The organism is Methylomagnum ishizawai (genome assembly GCF_900155475.1).
GTDB lineage: Bacteria > Pseudomonadota > Gammaproteobacteria > Methylococcales > Methylococcaceae > Methylomagnum > Methylomagnum ishizawai_A.
Map to the genome: position 1 here is coordinate 3,367,701 of NZ_FXAM01000001.1, position 14,469 is coordinate 3,382,169.

General features: G+C 62.3%; 15 protein-coding genes and 2 pseudogenes. 11 read left to right on the forward strand and 6 right to left on the reverse strand.

What is annotated here, in order from left to right; all coding sequences use genetic code 11:
• Positions 1-225 precede the first annotated feature (225 nt).
• The 10 genes from B9N93_RS15005 (at position 226) to B9N93_RS15050 (ending at position 8,681) form a co-directional block, all read left to right on the forward strand.
• Positions 226-894: a hypothetical protein gene (locus tag B9N93_RS15005; protein WP_085215017.1), complete on the forward strand. Its 669-nt coding sequence runs from the start codon at positions 226-228 to the stop codon at positions 892-894.
• An 87-nt stretch (positions 895-981) separates the two neighbouring features.
• The gene (locus tag B9N93_RS15010) at positions 982-1,992 is read left to right on the forward strand and encodes a KpsF/GutQ family sugar-phosphate isomerase (protein WP_085215019.1); all 1,011 of its coding nucleotides are present in this window, start codon (positions 982-984) and stop codon (positions 1,990-1,992) included.
• Positions 1,992-2,528, forward strand: coding sequence for a KdsC family phosphatase (locus B9N93_RS15015; RefSeq protein WP_085215021.1), 537 nt, complete (start codon positions 1,992-1,994; stop codon positions 2,526-2,528). Before B9N93_RS15010 ends, B9N93_RS15015 begins: the two co-directional genes overlap by 1 nt.
• A gap of 4 nt (positions 2,529-2,532) precedes the next feature.
• Positions 2,533-3,150, forward strand: a complete 618-nt coding sequence (lptC, locus tag B9N93_RS15020; RefSeq protein WP_085215024.1) for an LPS export ABC transporter periplasmic protein LptC — start codon at positions 2,533-2,535, stop codon at positions 3,148-3,150.
• A gap of 73 nt (positions 3,151-3,223) precedes the next feature.
• Entirely contained in the window at positions 3,224-3,787 is a 564-nt protein-coding gene (lptA, locus tag B9N93_RS15025) for a lipopolysaccharide transport periplasmic protein LptA (RefSeq protein WP_085215026.1), read from the forward strand.
• Positions 3,784-4,509: an LPS export ABC transporter ATP-binding protein gene (gene lptB, locus B9N93_RS15030; protein ID WP_085215028.1), complete on the forward strand. Its 726-nt coding sequence runs from the start codon at positions 3,784-3,786 to the stop codon at positions 4,507-4,509. Before lptA ends, lptB begins: the two co-directional genes overlap by 4 nt.
• A 102-nt stretch (positions 4,510-4,611) precedes the next feature.
• Positions 4,612-6,084: an RNA polymerase factor sigma-54 gene (locus B9N93_RS15035; protein ID WP_085215030.1), complete on the forward strand. Its 1,473-nt coding sequence runs from the start codon at positions 4,612-4,614 to the stop codon at positions 6,082-6,084.
• A gap of 101 nt (positions 6,085-6,185) precedes the next feature.
• Complete coding sequence (hpf, locus tag B9N93_RS15040; RefSeq protein ID WP_085215032.1) at positions 6,186-6,473, forward strand: ribosome hibernation-promoting factor, HPF/YfiA family; 288 nt, start codon at positions 6,186-6,188, stop codon at positions 6,471-6,473.
• Positions 6,474-6,545: 72 nt separating this feature from the next.
• Positions 6,546-7,403, forward strand: a complete 858-nt coding sequence (gene rapZ / locus B9N93_RS15045) for an RNase adapter RapZ (protein ID WP_085215034.1) — start codon at positions 6,546-6,548, stop codon at positions 7,401-7,403.
• A 51-nt stretch (positions 7,404-7,454) separates the two neighbouring features.
• Entirely contained in the window at positions 7,455-8,681 is a 1,227-nt protein-coding gene (locus tag B9N93_RS15050; protein ID WP_085215036.1) for an ABC transporter substrate-binding protein, read from the forward strand.
• Positions 8,682-9,039: 358 nt separating this feature from the next.
• Here the strand turns inward: B9N93_RS15050 and dusA are convergent, their stop codons facing one another.
• From dusA to B9N93_RS15075, 4 genes and pseudogenes are all read right to left on the reverse strand, one after another.
• Positions 9,040-10,038: a tRNA dihydrouridine(20/20a) synthase DusA gene (dusA, locus tag B9N93_RS15060; protein WP_085215040.1), complete on the reverse strand. Its 999-nt coding sequence runs from the start codon at positions 10,036-10,038 to the stop codon at positions 9,040-9,042.
• Positions 10,039-10,303: 265 nt separating this feature from the next.
• Positions 10,304-10,549, reverse strand: a complete 246-nt coding sequence (locus B9N93_RS15065; RefSeq protein ID WP_125469008.1) for a hypothetical protein — start codon at positions 10,547-10,549, stop codon at positions 10,304-10,306.
• A 153-nt stretch (positions 10,550-10,702) separates the two neighbouring features.
• Entirely contained in the window at positions 10,703-11,773 is a 1,071-nt protein-coding gene (locus B9N93_RS15070) for a bile acid:sodium symporter family protein (RefSeq protein WP_085215044.1), read from the reverse strand.
• A 34-nt stretch (positions 11,774-11,807) separates the two neighbouring features.
• Positions 11,808-12,149, reverse strand: a pseudogene (locus B9N93_RS15075) (EamA family transporter); the annotation flags it as partial.
• A gap of 315 nt (positions 12,150-12,464) precedes the next feature.
• On the opposite strand from B9N93_RS15075, the gene B9N93_RS15080 reads away from it, so the two are divergent.
• Positions 12,465-13,358 (forward strand): hypothetical protein, encoded by an 894-nt coding sequence (locus B9N93_RS15080; RefSeq protein ID WP_085215048.1) that lies wholly within the window; start codon positions 12,465-12,467, stop codon positions 13,356-13,358.
• Between the two features lie 160 nt (positions 13,359-13,518).
• Here B9N93_RS15080 and B9N93_RS15085 read toward each other — a convergent pair.
• Positions 13,519-13,722, reverse strand: a pseudogene (locus B9N93_RS15085) (transposase); the annotation flags it as partial.
• A 12-nt stretch (positions 13,723-13,734) separates the two neighbouring features.
• Positions 13,735-14,394 carry a hypothetical protein gene (locus B9N93_RS15090; protein WP_125469009.1) on the reverse strand — a complete coding sequence of 220 codons (660 nt, stop codon included), beginning with the start codon at positions 14,392-14,394 and terminating at the stop codon, positions 13,735-13,737.
• Positions 14,395-14,469: the final 75 nt, after the last annotated feature.

A 14,469-nucleotide genomic window follows, 5' to 3' on the forward strand; every position in this document is an offset into this window, starting at 1 on the left:
AGGGCCAGTGTCGCCCACCTGCGGCGCGGCGAAATACGGGTTTATCAATCCATGTCCCCGGCCTCCCGGATTCCACCGTGTTCCAGCCGGACCACGGCCCTACCGCACGTCCAGAATACCGGCCCCGGTCCCCTTTGACAGGAATCAGCCCCCTCCCGAGAATAACGCCCTCCCCGGCCCGCATCCCACGCCGGGGCAAACCCACCCGACCCCGAGGAAACATCGATGAACAAATGGGCATGGCAAGGCTTACTGGCGCTGACCCTGGTCTGGGCGCCGCCGCCCTTCCCCGCCGCCGCCGCAACCTCCCCCACGCCCACCGTGACCCCCGACAACCCATCCATCCCCCTGGTGCTAAACGGCATCACCGTCATGGTGTTCCGCAGTCCCTTCATGGGACTATCGCCCAGCGAGCGGGCCGAGGGCGCGAAAAAACGTCTCCAGGAATTCCTGCAAGAATACGGCTACGACGAGATCGGTGTCGGCTCCACCCCGCAAGGCCCCGCAGTCACCATCCACGAGGACATCATGTTCGTGGTGACACCCGGCGATATCCGCGATATTCCCGGTGCCAACCTGCGCGCCACCGCCGAACAAGCCGCCGAGGCGCTCCGCAGCCTGGAATCCCAGGAGCGGATGGAAGCTTTCAAGAGCAAGGTCACTGGCTTCAAGGTCAGCACCAAATGGCTATTGATCCTGGTCGGTGTCGCCGGGGCCATGGTCGGGGGGCTTTATTTCCTCAAATCCCGCTATCTCGGCGGCGACCCCGGCTCGCTGGAATGCCCGCGTTGCGGCAATGAATCCTCCGTCGAGTACGAAGAAGAACCCTCCTCCTTCCGCGTCATCTACAAATACCATTGCCGCGCCTGCGACTACCGCTGGTTCGGCTCGTAAAGCCGCTCCCAGGCCCGGCACGGAAACCCAAGCCCCCGCCCGCCCGTTCATGGCATAATCCGCGCTTTTGATCGTCCGCCCGTCCCGATGAGCCCGCCCCCGGAACACCGCCGCGCCCCGCCACCCACCGACGCCGAAACCCTCTGCCGCACGGGACGCAAGGTCATCGCCACCGAAGCCGGGGCGGTCGCGGCCCTGGCCAGTCGCATCGACGCGGGTTTCGTCGCCGCCTGCCAAACCATGCTGGCCTGCCGGGGCCGGGTGGTCGTCACCGGCATGGGCAAATCCGGGCATATCGCGGGCAAGATCGCCGCCACCCTGGCCAGCACCGGCACCCCGGCTTTTTTCGTGCATCCGGGCGAGGCCAGCCATGGCGACCTCGGGATGATCACCCGCGAGGATGTGGTACTGGCCTTGTCGCATTCCGGCGAATCCGTGGAAATCCTCACCATCCTGCCCTTGCTCAAGCGCCTGGGCGTGCCCTTGATCGCCATGACCGGCCAGCCCGCTTCCACCCTGGCCCGGCAGGCCGACGCCCATCTCCATACCGGCGTGGCCGAGGAAGCCTGTCCTTTGGGCTTGGCCCCGACTTCCAGCACCACCGCCGCCCTCGCCATGGGCGACGCCCTGGCGGTGGCCCTGCTTGAAGCCCGCGGTTTCACCGAGGAGGATTTCGCCTTCTCCCATCCGGGCGGCAGCCTGGGGCGGCGGCTGTTGGTGCGGGTGCGCGACATCATGCACACGGGCGCGGAAATCCCCTGGGTGCCGGAACACGCCCTGGTGCTGGACGCGGTGCTGGAAATGACCGCCAAAAACCTCGGGATGACCGCCATCGTCGATGCCGGACAACGGGTGCTGGGCATTTTCACCGACGGCGATCTGCGGCGGCTGCTGGAAAAGGCGGGCGATATCCATGCCGTCCCGGTGGCGGCGGCGATGACCCGGACTTGCACCCGCGTGACGGCGGACCGCTTGGCGGCGGAGACGGTCAGGATCATGGAAGGCAAGCGCATCAACGCCTTGCTGGTGGTGGACGCGGCGGGACGCTTGATCGGCGCCCTCAATATGCACGATTTACTCAGGGCCGGGGTGCTTTGATGCCGGAGACAGCGAGACAGGCGGCGTTGCAACGGGCCGCGAACATCCGCTTGGCGATTTTCGATGTGGATGGGGTGTTGACCGATGGCCGCTTGTTCTTCGACAGCGAAGGGCGGGAATACAAGACCTTCCACGCCCGCGATGGCCTGGGACTCAAGCTCCTGCGCCGGAGCGGGGTCGAGACCGCCGTGATTTCCGGGCGTTCCTCCCCCATCGTGGCCCGGCGCATGGCCAGCCTCGATATCGCCCATGTCCACCAGGGTTGCGAGGACAAGCTGGCGGTGTTCGGGCGGCTCCTAGAGGAACTCAAGCTGGAACCCGGACAAGTGGCCCATGTCGGCGACGATTGGATCGACCTGCCCTTGCTGCGGCGGGTGGGCTTGGCGGTGGCGGTGGCCGATGCCCACCCCGGCCTCCGCGAGCATGTCCATTGGATTACCCGCAATCCTGGCGGGCTGGGCGCCGCCCGCGAAGTCTGCGATCTCATCATGGAGGCCCAAGGCACGCTGCGGGGCATATTGGACCGCTATTCCTGAACCGATGCCCAGTTTCAAAACCCTCGCGAGCTATCTCCTGCTCGGATCATTGGCCCTGCTCACCTGGTGGGGCGCGGAATACCTGGCACCCAAGGAGTTCAACCCGTCCAAGCCCGCGGTCGGCAAGATCGATTACTATTCCAAGAACATCCGTCGCACCGTGATGGACGCGACCGGCCATCCCAAGGAACTCCTGCTGGCCGAGACCCTGACCCATTACGAGAACGACAACCACACCGAACTCGGCCACCCCGTCATGACCCTGTATTCCAGCAAGGGCCAGCCCTGGGTCATCCACGCCGACGCGGCGCTCCTGCCCGGCGAGGGCGAAACCATCTACCTGCAAGGCGCGGTGCTGGTGGAACGGGAAGGCGGCGACGACAAGGGCAACCGGCCCATCCGCATCGAAACCACCGACGCCAGGGTCCAACCGGACAATAATTATGCCGAAACCGACACCTTCGTCCGGGTCTTGAGCGAGGGCGACACCTTGACCGGGGTCGGGGGCAAGGTGTGGTTCGGGGACGACCTCAGGTTCAATATCCTGTCCCAAGTCCGGCGGGTATCGATCCCCAAGGAAACGCCGGATTCGAACGGCAAACGTGGCAGGTTCGGCGGATGAACCCATGTGCGGCCCGCCTCCCCAATCTCCCTTCTCCACAGCGGACGGCAATCCCAAGCAGCAAGGTACGACGATGAACAAGATCAAACAAGGCGGGAATCCCAAGCTGTCCGGGCTGGCGCTACTGGGTCTCCTGGCCGCGGCCCAGCCCGTCCCGGCCCTGGACAGCGACTCCAAACAGCCCATGTACATCGAGTCCGACACCGCCACTTACGACGAAAAGAAAGGCGAAACCATCTACGTCGGCAATGTCAAAGCCACCCAGGGTAGCCTTGAGGTCTACGGCGACAAGATGACCGTCTACCAGAAGGACAACAAGACCGACAAGATCATCATCCTGGGAAGGCCGGCCCGGCTCAAGCAAAGGCCGGAAGGCGGCGACCAGGACATGCACGGCACCGGCCAGCGGGCCGATTATTTCCCCGAAACCGGCATCCTCATCCTCTACGACAAGGCCGTGACCTGGGAAGGCGAGGACATCAACATCAGCGAACATGTGGTCCGCAGCGACCGCATCGAATACGACACCCGCAACTCGCTCTACAAAGCCGGCAACGCCAGCACCGGCAGCAAGCGCGTGCATGTCACCATCCAGCCCAAGAAAGAAGCAGAAGACAGCGCCAGCCCCGCCCCATGACCACCCTCACCGCCACCCAGCTCGCCAAGCGCTACAACCGCCGCAACGTCGTCGATGGCGTTTCCCTGAACATGCAGACCGGGGAAATTGTCGGCCTGCTCGGCCCCAACGGCGCGGGCAAGACCACCAGCTTCTACATGATCGTCGGCCTCATCAGCCCGGACAGCGGCAATATCCAGATGGACGGGCGCGACATCACCCATTTGCCCATGCACTCGCGGGCCAAGCTCGGCATCGGCTATTTGCCGCAGGAACCCTCGATCTTCCGCAAGCTCAGCGTGGCCGACAACCTCCGGTCGGTACTGGAACTGCGCCAAGGCGTCGGGCGCAAGCAGCGCGAACAGATCATCGAGGAGCTATTGGACGAATTCAACATCGGCCATCTGCGCGAACAGCCCGCCATGGGCCTCTCGGGCGGCGAACGGCGACGGGTGGAAATCGCCCGCGCCCTGGCCTGCGAGCCGCGGTTCATGCTGCTGGACGAACCCTTCGCCGGGGTCGATCCCATCTCGATCATCGATATCCAGAAGATCATCGACCACCTCAGGCTGCGCGGCATCGGCATCCTCATCACCGAACATAACGTCCGCGAAACCCTGGGGATTTGCAACCGGGCCTATGTCCTGGCCGGCGGCAAGGTCATCGCCGAGGGCACCGCCGAGGCCATCGTCGCCCACCCGGAAGTGCGCCAGCATTACCTCGGCGAAAACTTCTCGCTGTGAAACGCGGCTTTCGCGGCGGCTATACTAAAGTTAGAATGGGGCCAACAAAGAAATGGTACGTCCATTGCTAGATATATCATAACGGCACGGATTTTCAGCGAGATGAAGCAGACCCTCCAACTCCGCCTCGGCCAACAACTCACCATGACCCCGCAGTTGCAGCAAGCCATCAAGCTGCTACAGCTGTCGAGCCTGGACCTACAACAAGAAATCCAGCAAGCCTTGGATTCCAACATGATGCTGGAAATGGCCGAGGACGAGGGCTTCTCCCCCCCGGAAGTCGTCCACGACCTCAGCGAGCCCAAATCCTCCGAACCCGAACCCGAATACCGCGAACTCGGCAATATGGACGCCCCGGCGGATATCCCGCAGGAACTGGCGGTCGATTCCTCCTGGGACGAGGTCTACGACAACCTGCAAAGCTTCACGCCCGCCTCCTCCGGCGATTCCGACAACGACGACTTCCTGCTGCAACGGGCGCCGGCCCAGACCCTGCAAGACCTCCTGGTCTGGCAGATGGAGCTGACCAATTTCAGCGAGACCGATTACGCCATCGCCACCGCCATCATCGACAGCATCAACGACGAGGGCTACCTGACCACCCCCGTCGCCGATATCCATCAAGGGCTGGCCGGCCAGATGCCCGGCCTCGAACTCGACGAGGTGAAGGCGGTCCTGCACCGGATACAGAGCTTCGACCCGCCCGGCGTCGCCGCCACCGACCTGGCCGATTGCCTGCGCATCCAGCTCCTGCAATTGCCCGAGGACACCCCCTGGCGCAAACAAGCCCTCAGCCTCGTCACCCACCACCTCGATATCCTGGCGAAGAAAGACCTGAACCGGCTCAAGCGCAACCTGGATATCGGCGACGAGGACTTGAACCACATCGTGGCCTTGATCCGCAGCCTGGAACCCAAGCCCGGCAGGCTCATCAACACCGGGGAATCGCAGTACATCATCCCCGATGTGTTCGTGTTCCGGCAGGGCGAACAATGGATCGTGACCCTCAACCCGGATATCGCGCCCAAGCTCAGGATCAATCCGTTCTACTCCAACATGATCAAACGGGCCGACTCCAGCTCGGACAACGTGACCATGAAGAACCATTTGCAGGAAGCCCGCTGGTTCATCAAAAGCCTGCAAAGCCGCAACGAAACCCTGCTGAAAGTGGCCCGCTCCATCGTCGAGCGCCAGAAGGATTTCCTCGACTACGGCGAAACCGCCATGAAACCCCTGGTCCTGCGCGACATCGCCGAGGAGGTCGGGATGCACGAATCGACCATTTCCAGGGTCACCACCCAGAAATACATCCACACGCCCAACGGGGTGTTCGAGTTCAAATATTTCTTCTCCAGCCACGTCTCGACCAACGCCGGCGGCGAATGCTCGGCCACGGCGATCAAGGCGTTCCTGCGGGAGATCGTCGATCGGGAAGACCCGGCCAAACCCCTGAGCGACGATGTGATTTCCAAACAGCTGAAGGAGCGCGGCATCAACGTCGCCCGCCGCACCATCGCCAAATACCGGGAAGCCATGGCGATTCCGCCGTCCAACGAACGCAAACGGGTGTTCTAAGTCACCACACGGAACCCCGCCCAGCCCGGCGCGGACCGACGCGCCACCCACCCTCCCGCACCGAATCCGCGGGAGGCCGATTCCATCAACCGAGACCCACTATGCAAATCCAAATCACCGGCCACCACATCGAAGTCACCGACTCCATCAAAAACTATGTGACCGAGAAGTTCGCCAAACTGGAGCGCCACTTCGACCAAGTCATCGACATCCATGTCATCCTGGAAGTGGAAAAGCTGGCCCAGAAGGCCGAGGCCACGGTGCAGGTCAACGGCAACAAACTGTTCGCCGAGGACACCCAGGAAAACCTCTACGCCGCCATCGACAACCTGATCGACAAGCTCGACCGCCAAGTCCTCAAGCACAAGGACAAAACCCAGAATCATTGATAAGCTAGCCCGCGACCGCCGCCCCGGCCCCCGCCGGGGCGGGAACCCCCCCAACCTAGCGACCCCCCCGCCATGAACCTGGTCATCGTCAGCGGACTGTCCGGCTCGGGCAAGAGCATCGCGCTGGAAACCCTGGAAGATTGCGGCTATTACTGCATCGACAACCTGCCGGTGGTGCTGTTCGAGTCCTTCGTGCGGCGGGCCTTGATCGGCAGCCATCCGCCCCTGCACAAAGCCGCCATCGGCATCGACGCCCGCAACCAAACCGCCAGCCTCGCCCAATTCCCCTCCACCCTGGAATTGGCCGACCAATTCGGCATCGAATGCCGCATCCTGTTCCTGCAAGCCGAATCCCACACCCTGCTCAAACGCTTCAGCGAAACCCGCCGCAAGCATCCGCTCACCAGCGCCAACCATCCCCTGAGCGAGGCCATCGAACTGGAACGCCAACTGCTGGAGCCGGTCGCCAGCCGCGCCCATCTGTTGATCGACACCACCTACACCAATGTCCACCAACTGCGCGAATTGGTCCGGCAACGGGTGGTGGCCCAGCGGGAAAACCTGATGTCGCTGTATTTCCTGTCGTTCGGCTACAAGAACGGGATGCCGCTGGACGCCGATTTCGTGTTCGACCTGCGCTGCCTGCCCAATCCGCATTGGGAACCGGCGCTCAGGGCCAAGACCGGCAAAGATGCCGAAGTGGTGGAGTTCCTGGAACGCATCGACGATGTGCGGCAATACCTGGAAGATGTGGCGCATTTCCTGGAACGCTGGATTCCGCGCTTCAAGGCGGAAAACCGCAGCTACCTGACCGTCGCCATCGGCTGCACCGGCGGACAGCACCGCTCGGTCTATCTGGTGGAAGCCCTGGCGGCGCGGTTCGCCTCCTCCGACCATCATTTACTGGTGCGCCACCGCGATTTGCGCTAGGCCGCCCCCCCATCCCCCGGCGGAAATCCGCCCCGCTAGGCATTGCATCCCATGACCCCGAAATCGTCCATCCTGCTTTCCCTGTTGTTGGCCGCGGCGCTCCCGGTCCATGCCGCCCACAAGCCCTCAAAACCGGCCCCGCGCCCGGAAACTCCACCGGCGGCGGCCCCGGCGGTCAAGGCCGATACCCTGACCCTGGCCTATCTCACCCGGCAGGACGCCAACCCGCCGACCGTGCCGTTCTTCGATCCGGTCATCATCGATAGCGGCTTGCAAGGGGCGCGGCTCGGCATCCAGGATGACAACACCACCGGGCGCTTCACCCGGCAAAATTTCGTCCTGAAAGAAACGATCCTGCCGCCCGAGGGCGATGTGGTCGCGGCCTTCAAAGCCCTGGCCGCCGAGGGCCACCGCCATTTCCTGCTGGACCTGCCCGCCCCATTGCTGCTGGAACTCGCGGCCCTGCCCGAGGCCCAAAACGCCCTGCTCTATGACACCGCCAGCCGCGACGACGCCCTGCGGGCCGAATCCTGCCGGGCCAACCTGCTGCATCTCCTGCCCAGCCGGGCCATGCGGGCCGATGCCCTGGCGCAATATCTTGCTAAAAAGCGCTGGCAGAAATGGTTTTTGGCGATAGGCCCGAACGAGGGCGACAGGCTCTACGCTGCGGCGGTCCGTAGCTCGGCCAAGAAATTCGGAGCCAAGATCGTGGCGGAAAAGCCCTGGGAACACAGCTTCGACGAACGCCGCAGCCCAGAATCGGAAGTGCCGGTGTTCACCCAGGGCGTGGATTACGAGGTTTTGATCGTGGCGGACGAATCCGGGCTGTTCGGCGATTATCTGCCCTACCGCACTTGGCAGCCCCGGCCCGTAGCGGGCACGCAAGGCTTGGTGCCGACCGCTTGGCACCACACTCACGAAGCCTGGGGCGCGTTGCAATTGCAAAACCGCTTCCGGGCGCAGGCCGGGCGCTGGATGGCGGAAGCCGACTACGGCGCTTGGCTGGCGGTCCGCGCCATCGGCGAGGCGGCGACCCGCGCCAAATCGGTGGAATTCGAGCCGGTGAAGGCGTTCATGCTGGGCGAGCAATTCGCCCTGGCCGGGTTCAAGGGCGTGCCCTTGTCGTTCCGAAGCTGGGATCGTCAATTGCGCCAGCCGGTGTTATTGGCGGCGGAGCGTTCGCTGGTGGCGGTGGCCCCTATCGAAGGCTATTTACATCCCAGGAACGAGTTGGATAGCTTGGGGATAGACCAGGCAGAGTCGAAGTGTAAGTTTTAATACACCACGCCCCCAAATCGGATATGGCGCGAGCTATTTCTACAATACCATGATCCTTGAAAGGATCGGGTTCGTTCTTGAAGAACTCGGGCAATTTGCCGAACAAAGCTTCGTCTGTGTGCCAGAAGGTCGTTTGCAGCGTGTGGCGGAGGGTTCGCGCCTTACCGTCCGCCCATTCCACCTTCACTTTTTTCCGGCAGGCGCATGGGCGCGCTGGAAACAGTTCGGTGGTGCAACCGGCCTCTTTGCGGAGAACGTCGTCATATTCTTGAAGGCTTGTTCAAACATGCGGGGGCAATCACTCGGGTGGAAAGGGCGGCGGGCGCGGTGGGTTCCGGTGCGGAATTTGGATGGGGTGTTAGTCGGCTGTCCGGGATTCATCGCGGGGTAAGCAATGCCGGGCCGCGTCCAGCAGCACCTCGATTCCCGCGCCGGGTCGATTGCCGCGCTCGCCCAATTGGCGCCGCCAAATCCGCCCACCCGGCAGGCCATGGAACAACCCCAGGAGATGGCGGGCGATACTGTGCAAGCGGGTGCCACCGGCCAGTTCCACCTCGACATAAGGCAGGAAGGCTTCCAGGATCGCGTGGCGGGACGGGATGGGATGGTCGTCGCCATAGAACCGGGCGTCGGCCCCGGCCAGGATATAGGGGTTGTGGTAGGCCGCCCGACCGATCATCACGCCGTCGAAGCGGGCGAGGTGCGGTTCGGCTTGGTCGAGGTCGAGGAGGCCGCCGTTCAGGATGACCGCGAGGTCCGGGAAATCGGCTTTGACCCGTTCCGCCACGTCGTAGCGCAAGGGCGGGATTTCGCGGTTTTCCTTGGGCGACAAGCCCTTCAGCCAGGCTTTGCGGGCGTGGATGACGAAGGTTTGGCAACCGGCGGCGGCGACCGTGGCGACGAAATGGGCCAGTTCCCCGTAGGAATCGCGCTCGTCGATGCCGATGCGGGTCTTGACCGTGACCGGGATCGCCACCGCCGCCCGCATGGCGGCGACACAGTCCGCCACCAATTCCGGCTCGGCCATCAGGCAAGCCCCGAACCGGCCCCGCTGCACCCGGTCGCTGGGGCAGCCCAGGTTCAGGTTGATTTCGTCGTAGCCCCGCGCTTCGGCGATGCGGGCGCAGGCGGCGAGTTCATCCGGGTCGCAGCCGCCGAATTGCACGGCCAGCGGTTTTTCCTGCGGATCGAAGCCCAACAGCCGGTCTTGGTCGCCATGCAGGATCGCGCCGGTGGTGACCATCTCGGTGTACAAGAGGGCGTGGCGGGAAATCAGCCGCAGGAAATAACGGCAATGGCGGTCGGTCCAATCCAGCATGGGCGCAACCGAGAGCGGATTCGCTGAAATATTTGTCATATCAAGGATTTATATGGCGTGACTGGTCCGCATCGGGAAGGATTCGGCCTGATTCGGAACTATAATCGGGTCAAAGTCCCAGCACAAACCCGAGCATGTCCCAGCCATGGTCTATTCCTGCATGAGGGTGGGCGAGGCTGCGGCATCCCGTGGGATGACGTAGACCCGGAGGCGCGGACGATGCTGGTCAGGGACAGGAAGCACCCAACCGAGAAGGTTGGCGAAATACTTCCGCCACCCGCAAGACCCGCCTGAAAAGGACTCATTAAACCACCGGCTTGGTTTCCCTCCGCCACTCCCGGATAGGCGTCAAATCATCCCAGTTCAACGCGATTCCCAATCCGCCATCATCCTTGATGACCCGCAGACGGTTCTTATCCTTGGTCAAAAAAAGCACCTTGCCATAAGTCCGGGGAACGCGCAGGGCTTTCCGCGCCGCATCCTTCACGTTTTCCTTGGTTTCGACCAGCCGCGCCAGCGGTTCGTCGCCGTGGTACATAATATCTCCCATGCCTCACCCATCGTCCACCACGCAAAAAGGCCGGGAAGGTTCCCCTCCCGGCCTTTTCCATTCAAGCCCGCCCCATTCTACCAACCGGGCGGGCATATATACCCCCTTCCGAACATTACCACGGCAAGCCCGGAATACCGGCCCCCCGACTATCTACGCCGATTTATACAGCCATACACCCCGCTGAACCATTGTAAAATCAACCAGCGAGGCTATAAGGTGCTGGACGAGGTTATAAAAGATAATCGGCAACATCACCTCCGGGTGGTCGGCTAGCGCGATGGAAACCAACACCAATCCTGTGCCGTTGTTGTTCATGCCCAAACCAAACATCAGCGCAACCGTGTTCGTCCGGCTAGCGTGAAAGATTCGTGCGACCAGATAGCCCGTGGCGAATGCCGACAGGCACAACGCCACCACGATCACCAGCAAAATAGCCAGGAAATCAAAATCAGGCTGGGATAATGCCTTGGGCAGGCTCAACGAGGCGTTGGAATAATTGAGCAACAGCAGAACAATATAGTTGACCAGTCTGATAGCGGATTTGGCGCTGGCAAGTCGCCGCTCGCCCATAACCCGTTGCATCAGCACACCCAACAACGAGGGCAGGACGACCCAAACGCCAAGGAACGACACCACGCCATCGGCGGCAACCTCGTGTAAATCCTCGGAATAATCGCCCGTAGTGACGAAGCCGACCGCATGGAGGACCAGCGGGGTGAGCAAGGGACTCAGCAAGGTGGTGGACAGCACCAAGCCTAAACTCAAAGCGAGATTACCGTCGGCGTTTTGCGCCCAAGCCGTGGAAGCACCGGCAATCGGCATGGCGGCGACCAACGCGAGACCCACCAGAATGTGCTGGACCTCTTCCGGGTTATGCCAACGCGCCATGACCAAGTTCACCCCCATGATGAAGCTCAGCGGCGTAATCAAATTACCCGCCAACCCCGCCAACAACAACTGCGGCTTGTACGCCAATTGGGCGAGTTCCCGATGTTTCACGCCTAGGCCCGCATTGAACAGCAATAACGACAACATCACGGGTGGCAAAGAAACATCGATTTTGTTCTGTAGCAAAACAACGCTACCCAATTCAACTTCCCGCATCCAAACGCCAAATCCCGGCAGTAGCGCGGCGACAAAATAAGACGAGATAATCATCCAAATAAAGTAGTGGTGGATGAAATGGGTAAGGAGTTCGATGGGTTTTTTGATGGGATTCATGGATTATTCTCGATGGGGTAGCCAAGCTTCGGGGCTACCGTTTGATGGCTAGCACAAGGACGCCCAAGCCCACCAGGAAAATCCCGGACCATTCCCGCAGCGATGGGCGTTCGTTGAGAAAAACCACGGCGAATAGCACTACTAGCACAAGACTGATTGTATCGACCGGGGCCACTTTGTAAGCATCGCCGATTTTCAACGCCCGGAAGTAGCATACCCACGAGGCTCCCGTCGCCAACCCCGACAGCATCAGAAACCACCATGTCCTTACGGGCAGATACAAAGGATTGCTCCATTTTCCTGTGGCATATAGAAACCCGGCAAGAACGGCCAAAATAATGGCGGTACGGACTAAGGTTGCCAAATCGGAGTCTACGCCTTCAAGGCCAAGCCCACCCGCTTCCGAACATCAGGATGGGCCTAGCCTCGTATGGCCGGACAGCTTGGTGGGATTTTCCAAATCGGATGGCGTGAGCGGTGGTCATGAACCTGGGCTCGGAGGATCAATCGCTATTTGAGTGCGGAATTCACCTGATCCGAGTGACAAATTAGCTGATCGATCCGCAAATACATAACAGACCTTGTTTCCCTATGAAGGCATGATTCCCGGCGGGGGAAACCCGGACGCCGATGCCATTCCCCAGCGATACACCATCCCGCCCACAACGCGCCCTCATAAAGGAAAAAAGCCATGAACATCCATCCGAACCGCCCCCTCACCGCCCTGACCCTGGCCCTGGCCCTGGCCGTTGCAGGAACCGCCCATAACGTGGCACTGGCCGAGGTCTTGCCCGTCCAAAATCCCTCGTTCGAGGAACTACCGCCGGAAGTTTCCGCGAGCCTGCCGGGCGGCAACGCCACCCAACTGCCCGGCGGCATGTTCGTGGGGTCGTTGAACAACTTCCAAATCCCCGGCTGGGAGGTCTACAACCCAGACGGCATCGGCCTGAACGGCAACTTCACACCAGGGCTGTTAAACCCGAACAACCCCGGCGTTTTCGACACCGTCTTCGACCCGGCGCAGGCACCGGACGGGCATCATGTGGCGCTGCTCTGGGGCGATCACACCCAAGTTCCCGGCCCTGGCCCCGACCCGAACGTCGCCAACCATCCGCTGGGCTTGCAACAGACCCTGGCGGGCGTCACCCTCCAGCCCGATACCCGCTATTTGCTGAGCGTGGATGTCGGCAATATCGGTAGCGGGCTTGCCTTCCCCTTCGGCAACACGGACTTCGCGAACCTCGAGTACTTCGACCTCGACGGCTTTCCCGGCTATGCCGTGCAACTCCTGGCGGGCGCTACCATCATCACCCAACGCGTCAACATCGGCATCCCGCTGGAAGGCAAATTCAAGCGGATATCGATGGAGGTGGCCGTGACTTCTGTCGAGGAATGGGGGGCATTGATGGACGACCAACATCCGCTGACCATCAGGCTGGTCAATCTGAACGTCCCTGGAACCCAGAACGCCCCAGGCATCGAGGTGGACTTCGACAATGTCCGGTTGGAAACCCAACCTCTGGAAACCGGGGTTTCGCCCACGGTGTTGTGGAAACCCAAGACCTCGTTCACGACCAAGCCCTAAGGAGTCTGTCGGACTTGAGTACTGGCGAATTGACCTGAAGGGTTGTCGGGCGGCTTGTGGTCCGGTTTCCGGCTCCTTTCGCCGATGGAGGAGGCCCTGTGGCGCTGATGAGTCGCGCGACCGGCGCTTTCCGCGCCATCGGGGCGCGGTTCGCCCCCCTTCAGGCGAAGCGCAGCACGTTCATCCGCTTCAGGTTGAAGGCCAGGGTGACGAGCGTCCACTCGCCGGTGACGGCGGCCAGGCCCCGGAGCGAGAATTGGCGGAAGCCCATGACGTGCTTGATGATCCCGAGCACCGGCTCGACGGTGGATTTGCGCTTGGCGTAGCGGGCGCGTCCGTCCTTCGTCCTCAACCGCCACGCCATTTTCCTCACCGGTCAGCGGGAACGGTCGGATGGCGGCGGGCCAGCCAGCATCGGCAGGGTCGCCAGGAGTTCCAATTGCCGGATGGCCCGGCGCTGGTTGGCCCAATAGCGGGCCAGCGCCAGCAAGGCCACGGCCAGCGCCGCGAGGCAGCCATAGAACAAGGTCTTGAGTTCGGCCAGTTCGCCCTTGAGGTCGGTTTTGTGGAGGGCGGCGGCTTGGCCCGCCGCCATGGGTTGGTAGCGCCCATGCTCTTGGCGGGCCGAATCCAGCCCCAGCGTGGTGCCGGCCCGTTCGGTGTAGGCTTCGAGGGTTTGCAGGTCGTTCTTGAGCGATTCGAAGGCGCGGAGGTCTTCCAGCGCCACCTTGCCGGATTCGACGCTTTTTTCCAGCGCCTTGAGCCGGACTTCGACCGAGTCGGCCAGGAGGGCGTTGAACTTGGTTTGCAGAGCTTCCATGTGCTGGTTAAGGGCGCGGAGCCGGGTGTCGCCGCCGGTGTCCGCCGCCCATTGGGCTTCGAGATGGTTGACGAAGCCTTGGACCTGGAGGAACAGCACCAGCACCGCGGCCAGCAGGACGCCCGCCGCCAGCGCCGCGAAAATCCCGCTGGCGCGTCTTTGCGGCACCGGCAGGGCTTGCCGGACCAGGCCGCGCTGGCCAGACCGGTTAGCCACCACTCGCTTGCCTCGATATTGTTCGTACATTCGGACTTCCCCGTGAGCCGTCGCGGATGGCCGCGTGCCGCGCCC

Bases quoted from the DNA above. Each gene is read 5' to 3' on its own strand.
- B9N93_RS15035 (WP_085215030.1), top strand. From the start codon at position 4,612: ATGAAGCAGACCCTCCAACTCCGCCTCGGCCAACAACTCACCATGACC.
- B9N93_RS15050 (WP_085215036.1), top strand. From the start codon at position 7,455: ATGACCCCGAAATCGTCCATCCTGCTTTCCCTGTTGTTGGCCGCGGCG.
- B9N93_RS15015 (WP_085215021.1), top strand. From the start codon at position 1,992: ATGCCGGAGACAGCGAGACAGGCGGCGTTGCAACGGGCCGCGAACATC.
- lptA (WP_085215026.1), top strand. From the start codon at position 3,224: ATGAACAAGATCAAACAAGGCGGGAATCCCAAGCTGTCCGGGCTGGCG.
- B9N93_RS15010 (WP_085215019.1), top strand. From the start codon at position 982: ATGAGCCCGCCCCCGGAACACCGCCGCGCCCCGCCACCCACCGACGCC.
- B9N93_RS15065 (WP_125469008.1), bottom strand. From the start codon at position 10,549: ATGGGAGATATTATGTACCACGGCGACGAACCGCTGGCGCGGCTGGTC.
- lptB (WP_085215028.1), top strand. From the start codon at position 3,784: ATGACCACCCTCACCGCCACCCAGCTCGCCAAGCGCTACAACCGCCGC.
- lptC (WP_085215024.1), top strand. From the start codon at position 2,533: ATGCCCAGTTTCAAAACCCTCGCGAGCTATCTCCTGCTCGGATCATTG.
- B9N93_RS15005 (WP_085215017.1), top strand. From the start codon at position 226: ATGAACAAATGGGCATGGCAAGGCTTACTGGCGCTGACCCTGGTCTGG.
- B9N93_RS15070 (WP_085215044.1), bottom strand. From the start codon at position 11,773: ATGAATCCCATCAAAAAACCCATCGAACTCCTTACCCATTTCATCCAC.
- hpf (WP_085215032.1), top strand. From the start codon at position 6,186: ATGCAAATCCAAATCACCGGCCACCACATCGAAGTCACCGACTCCATC.
- B9N93_RS15080 (WP_085215048.1), top strand. From the start codon at position 12,465: ATGAACATCCATCCGAACCGCCCCCTCACCGCCCTGACCCTGGCCCTG.
- rapZ (WP_085215034.1), top strand. From the start codon at position 6,546: ATGAACCTGGTCATCGTCAGCGGACTGTCCGGCTCGGGCAAGAGCATC.
- dusA (WP_085215040.1), bottom strand. From the start codon at position 10,038: ATGACAAATATTTCAGCGAATCCGCTCTCGGTTGCGCCCATGCTGGAT.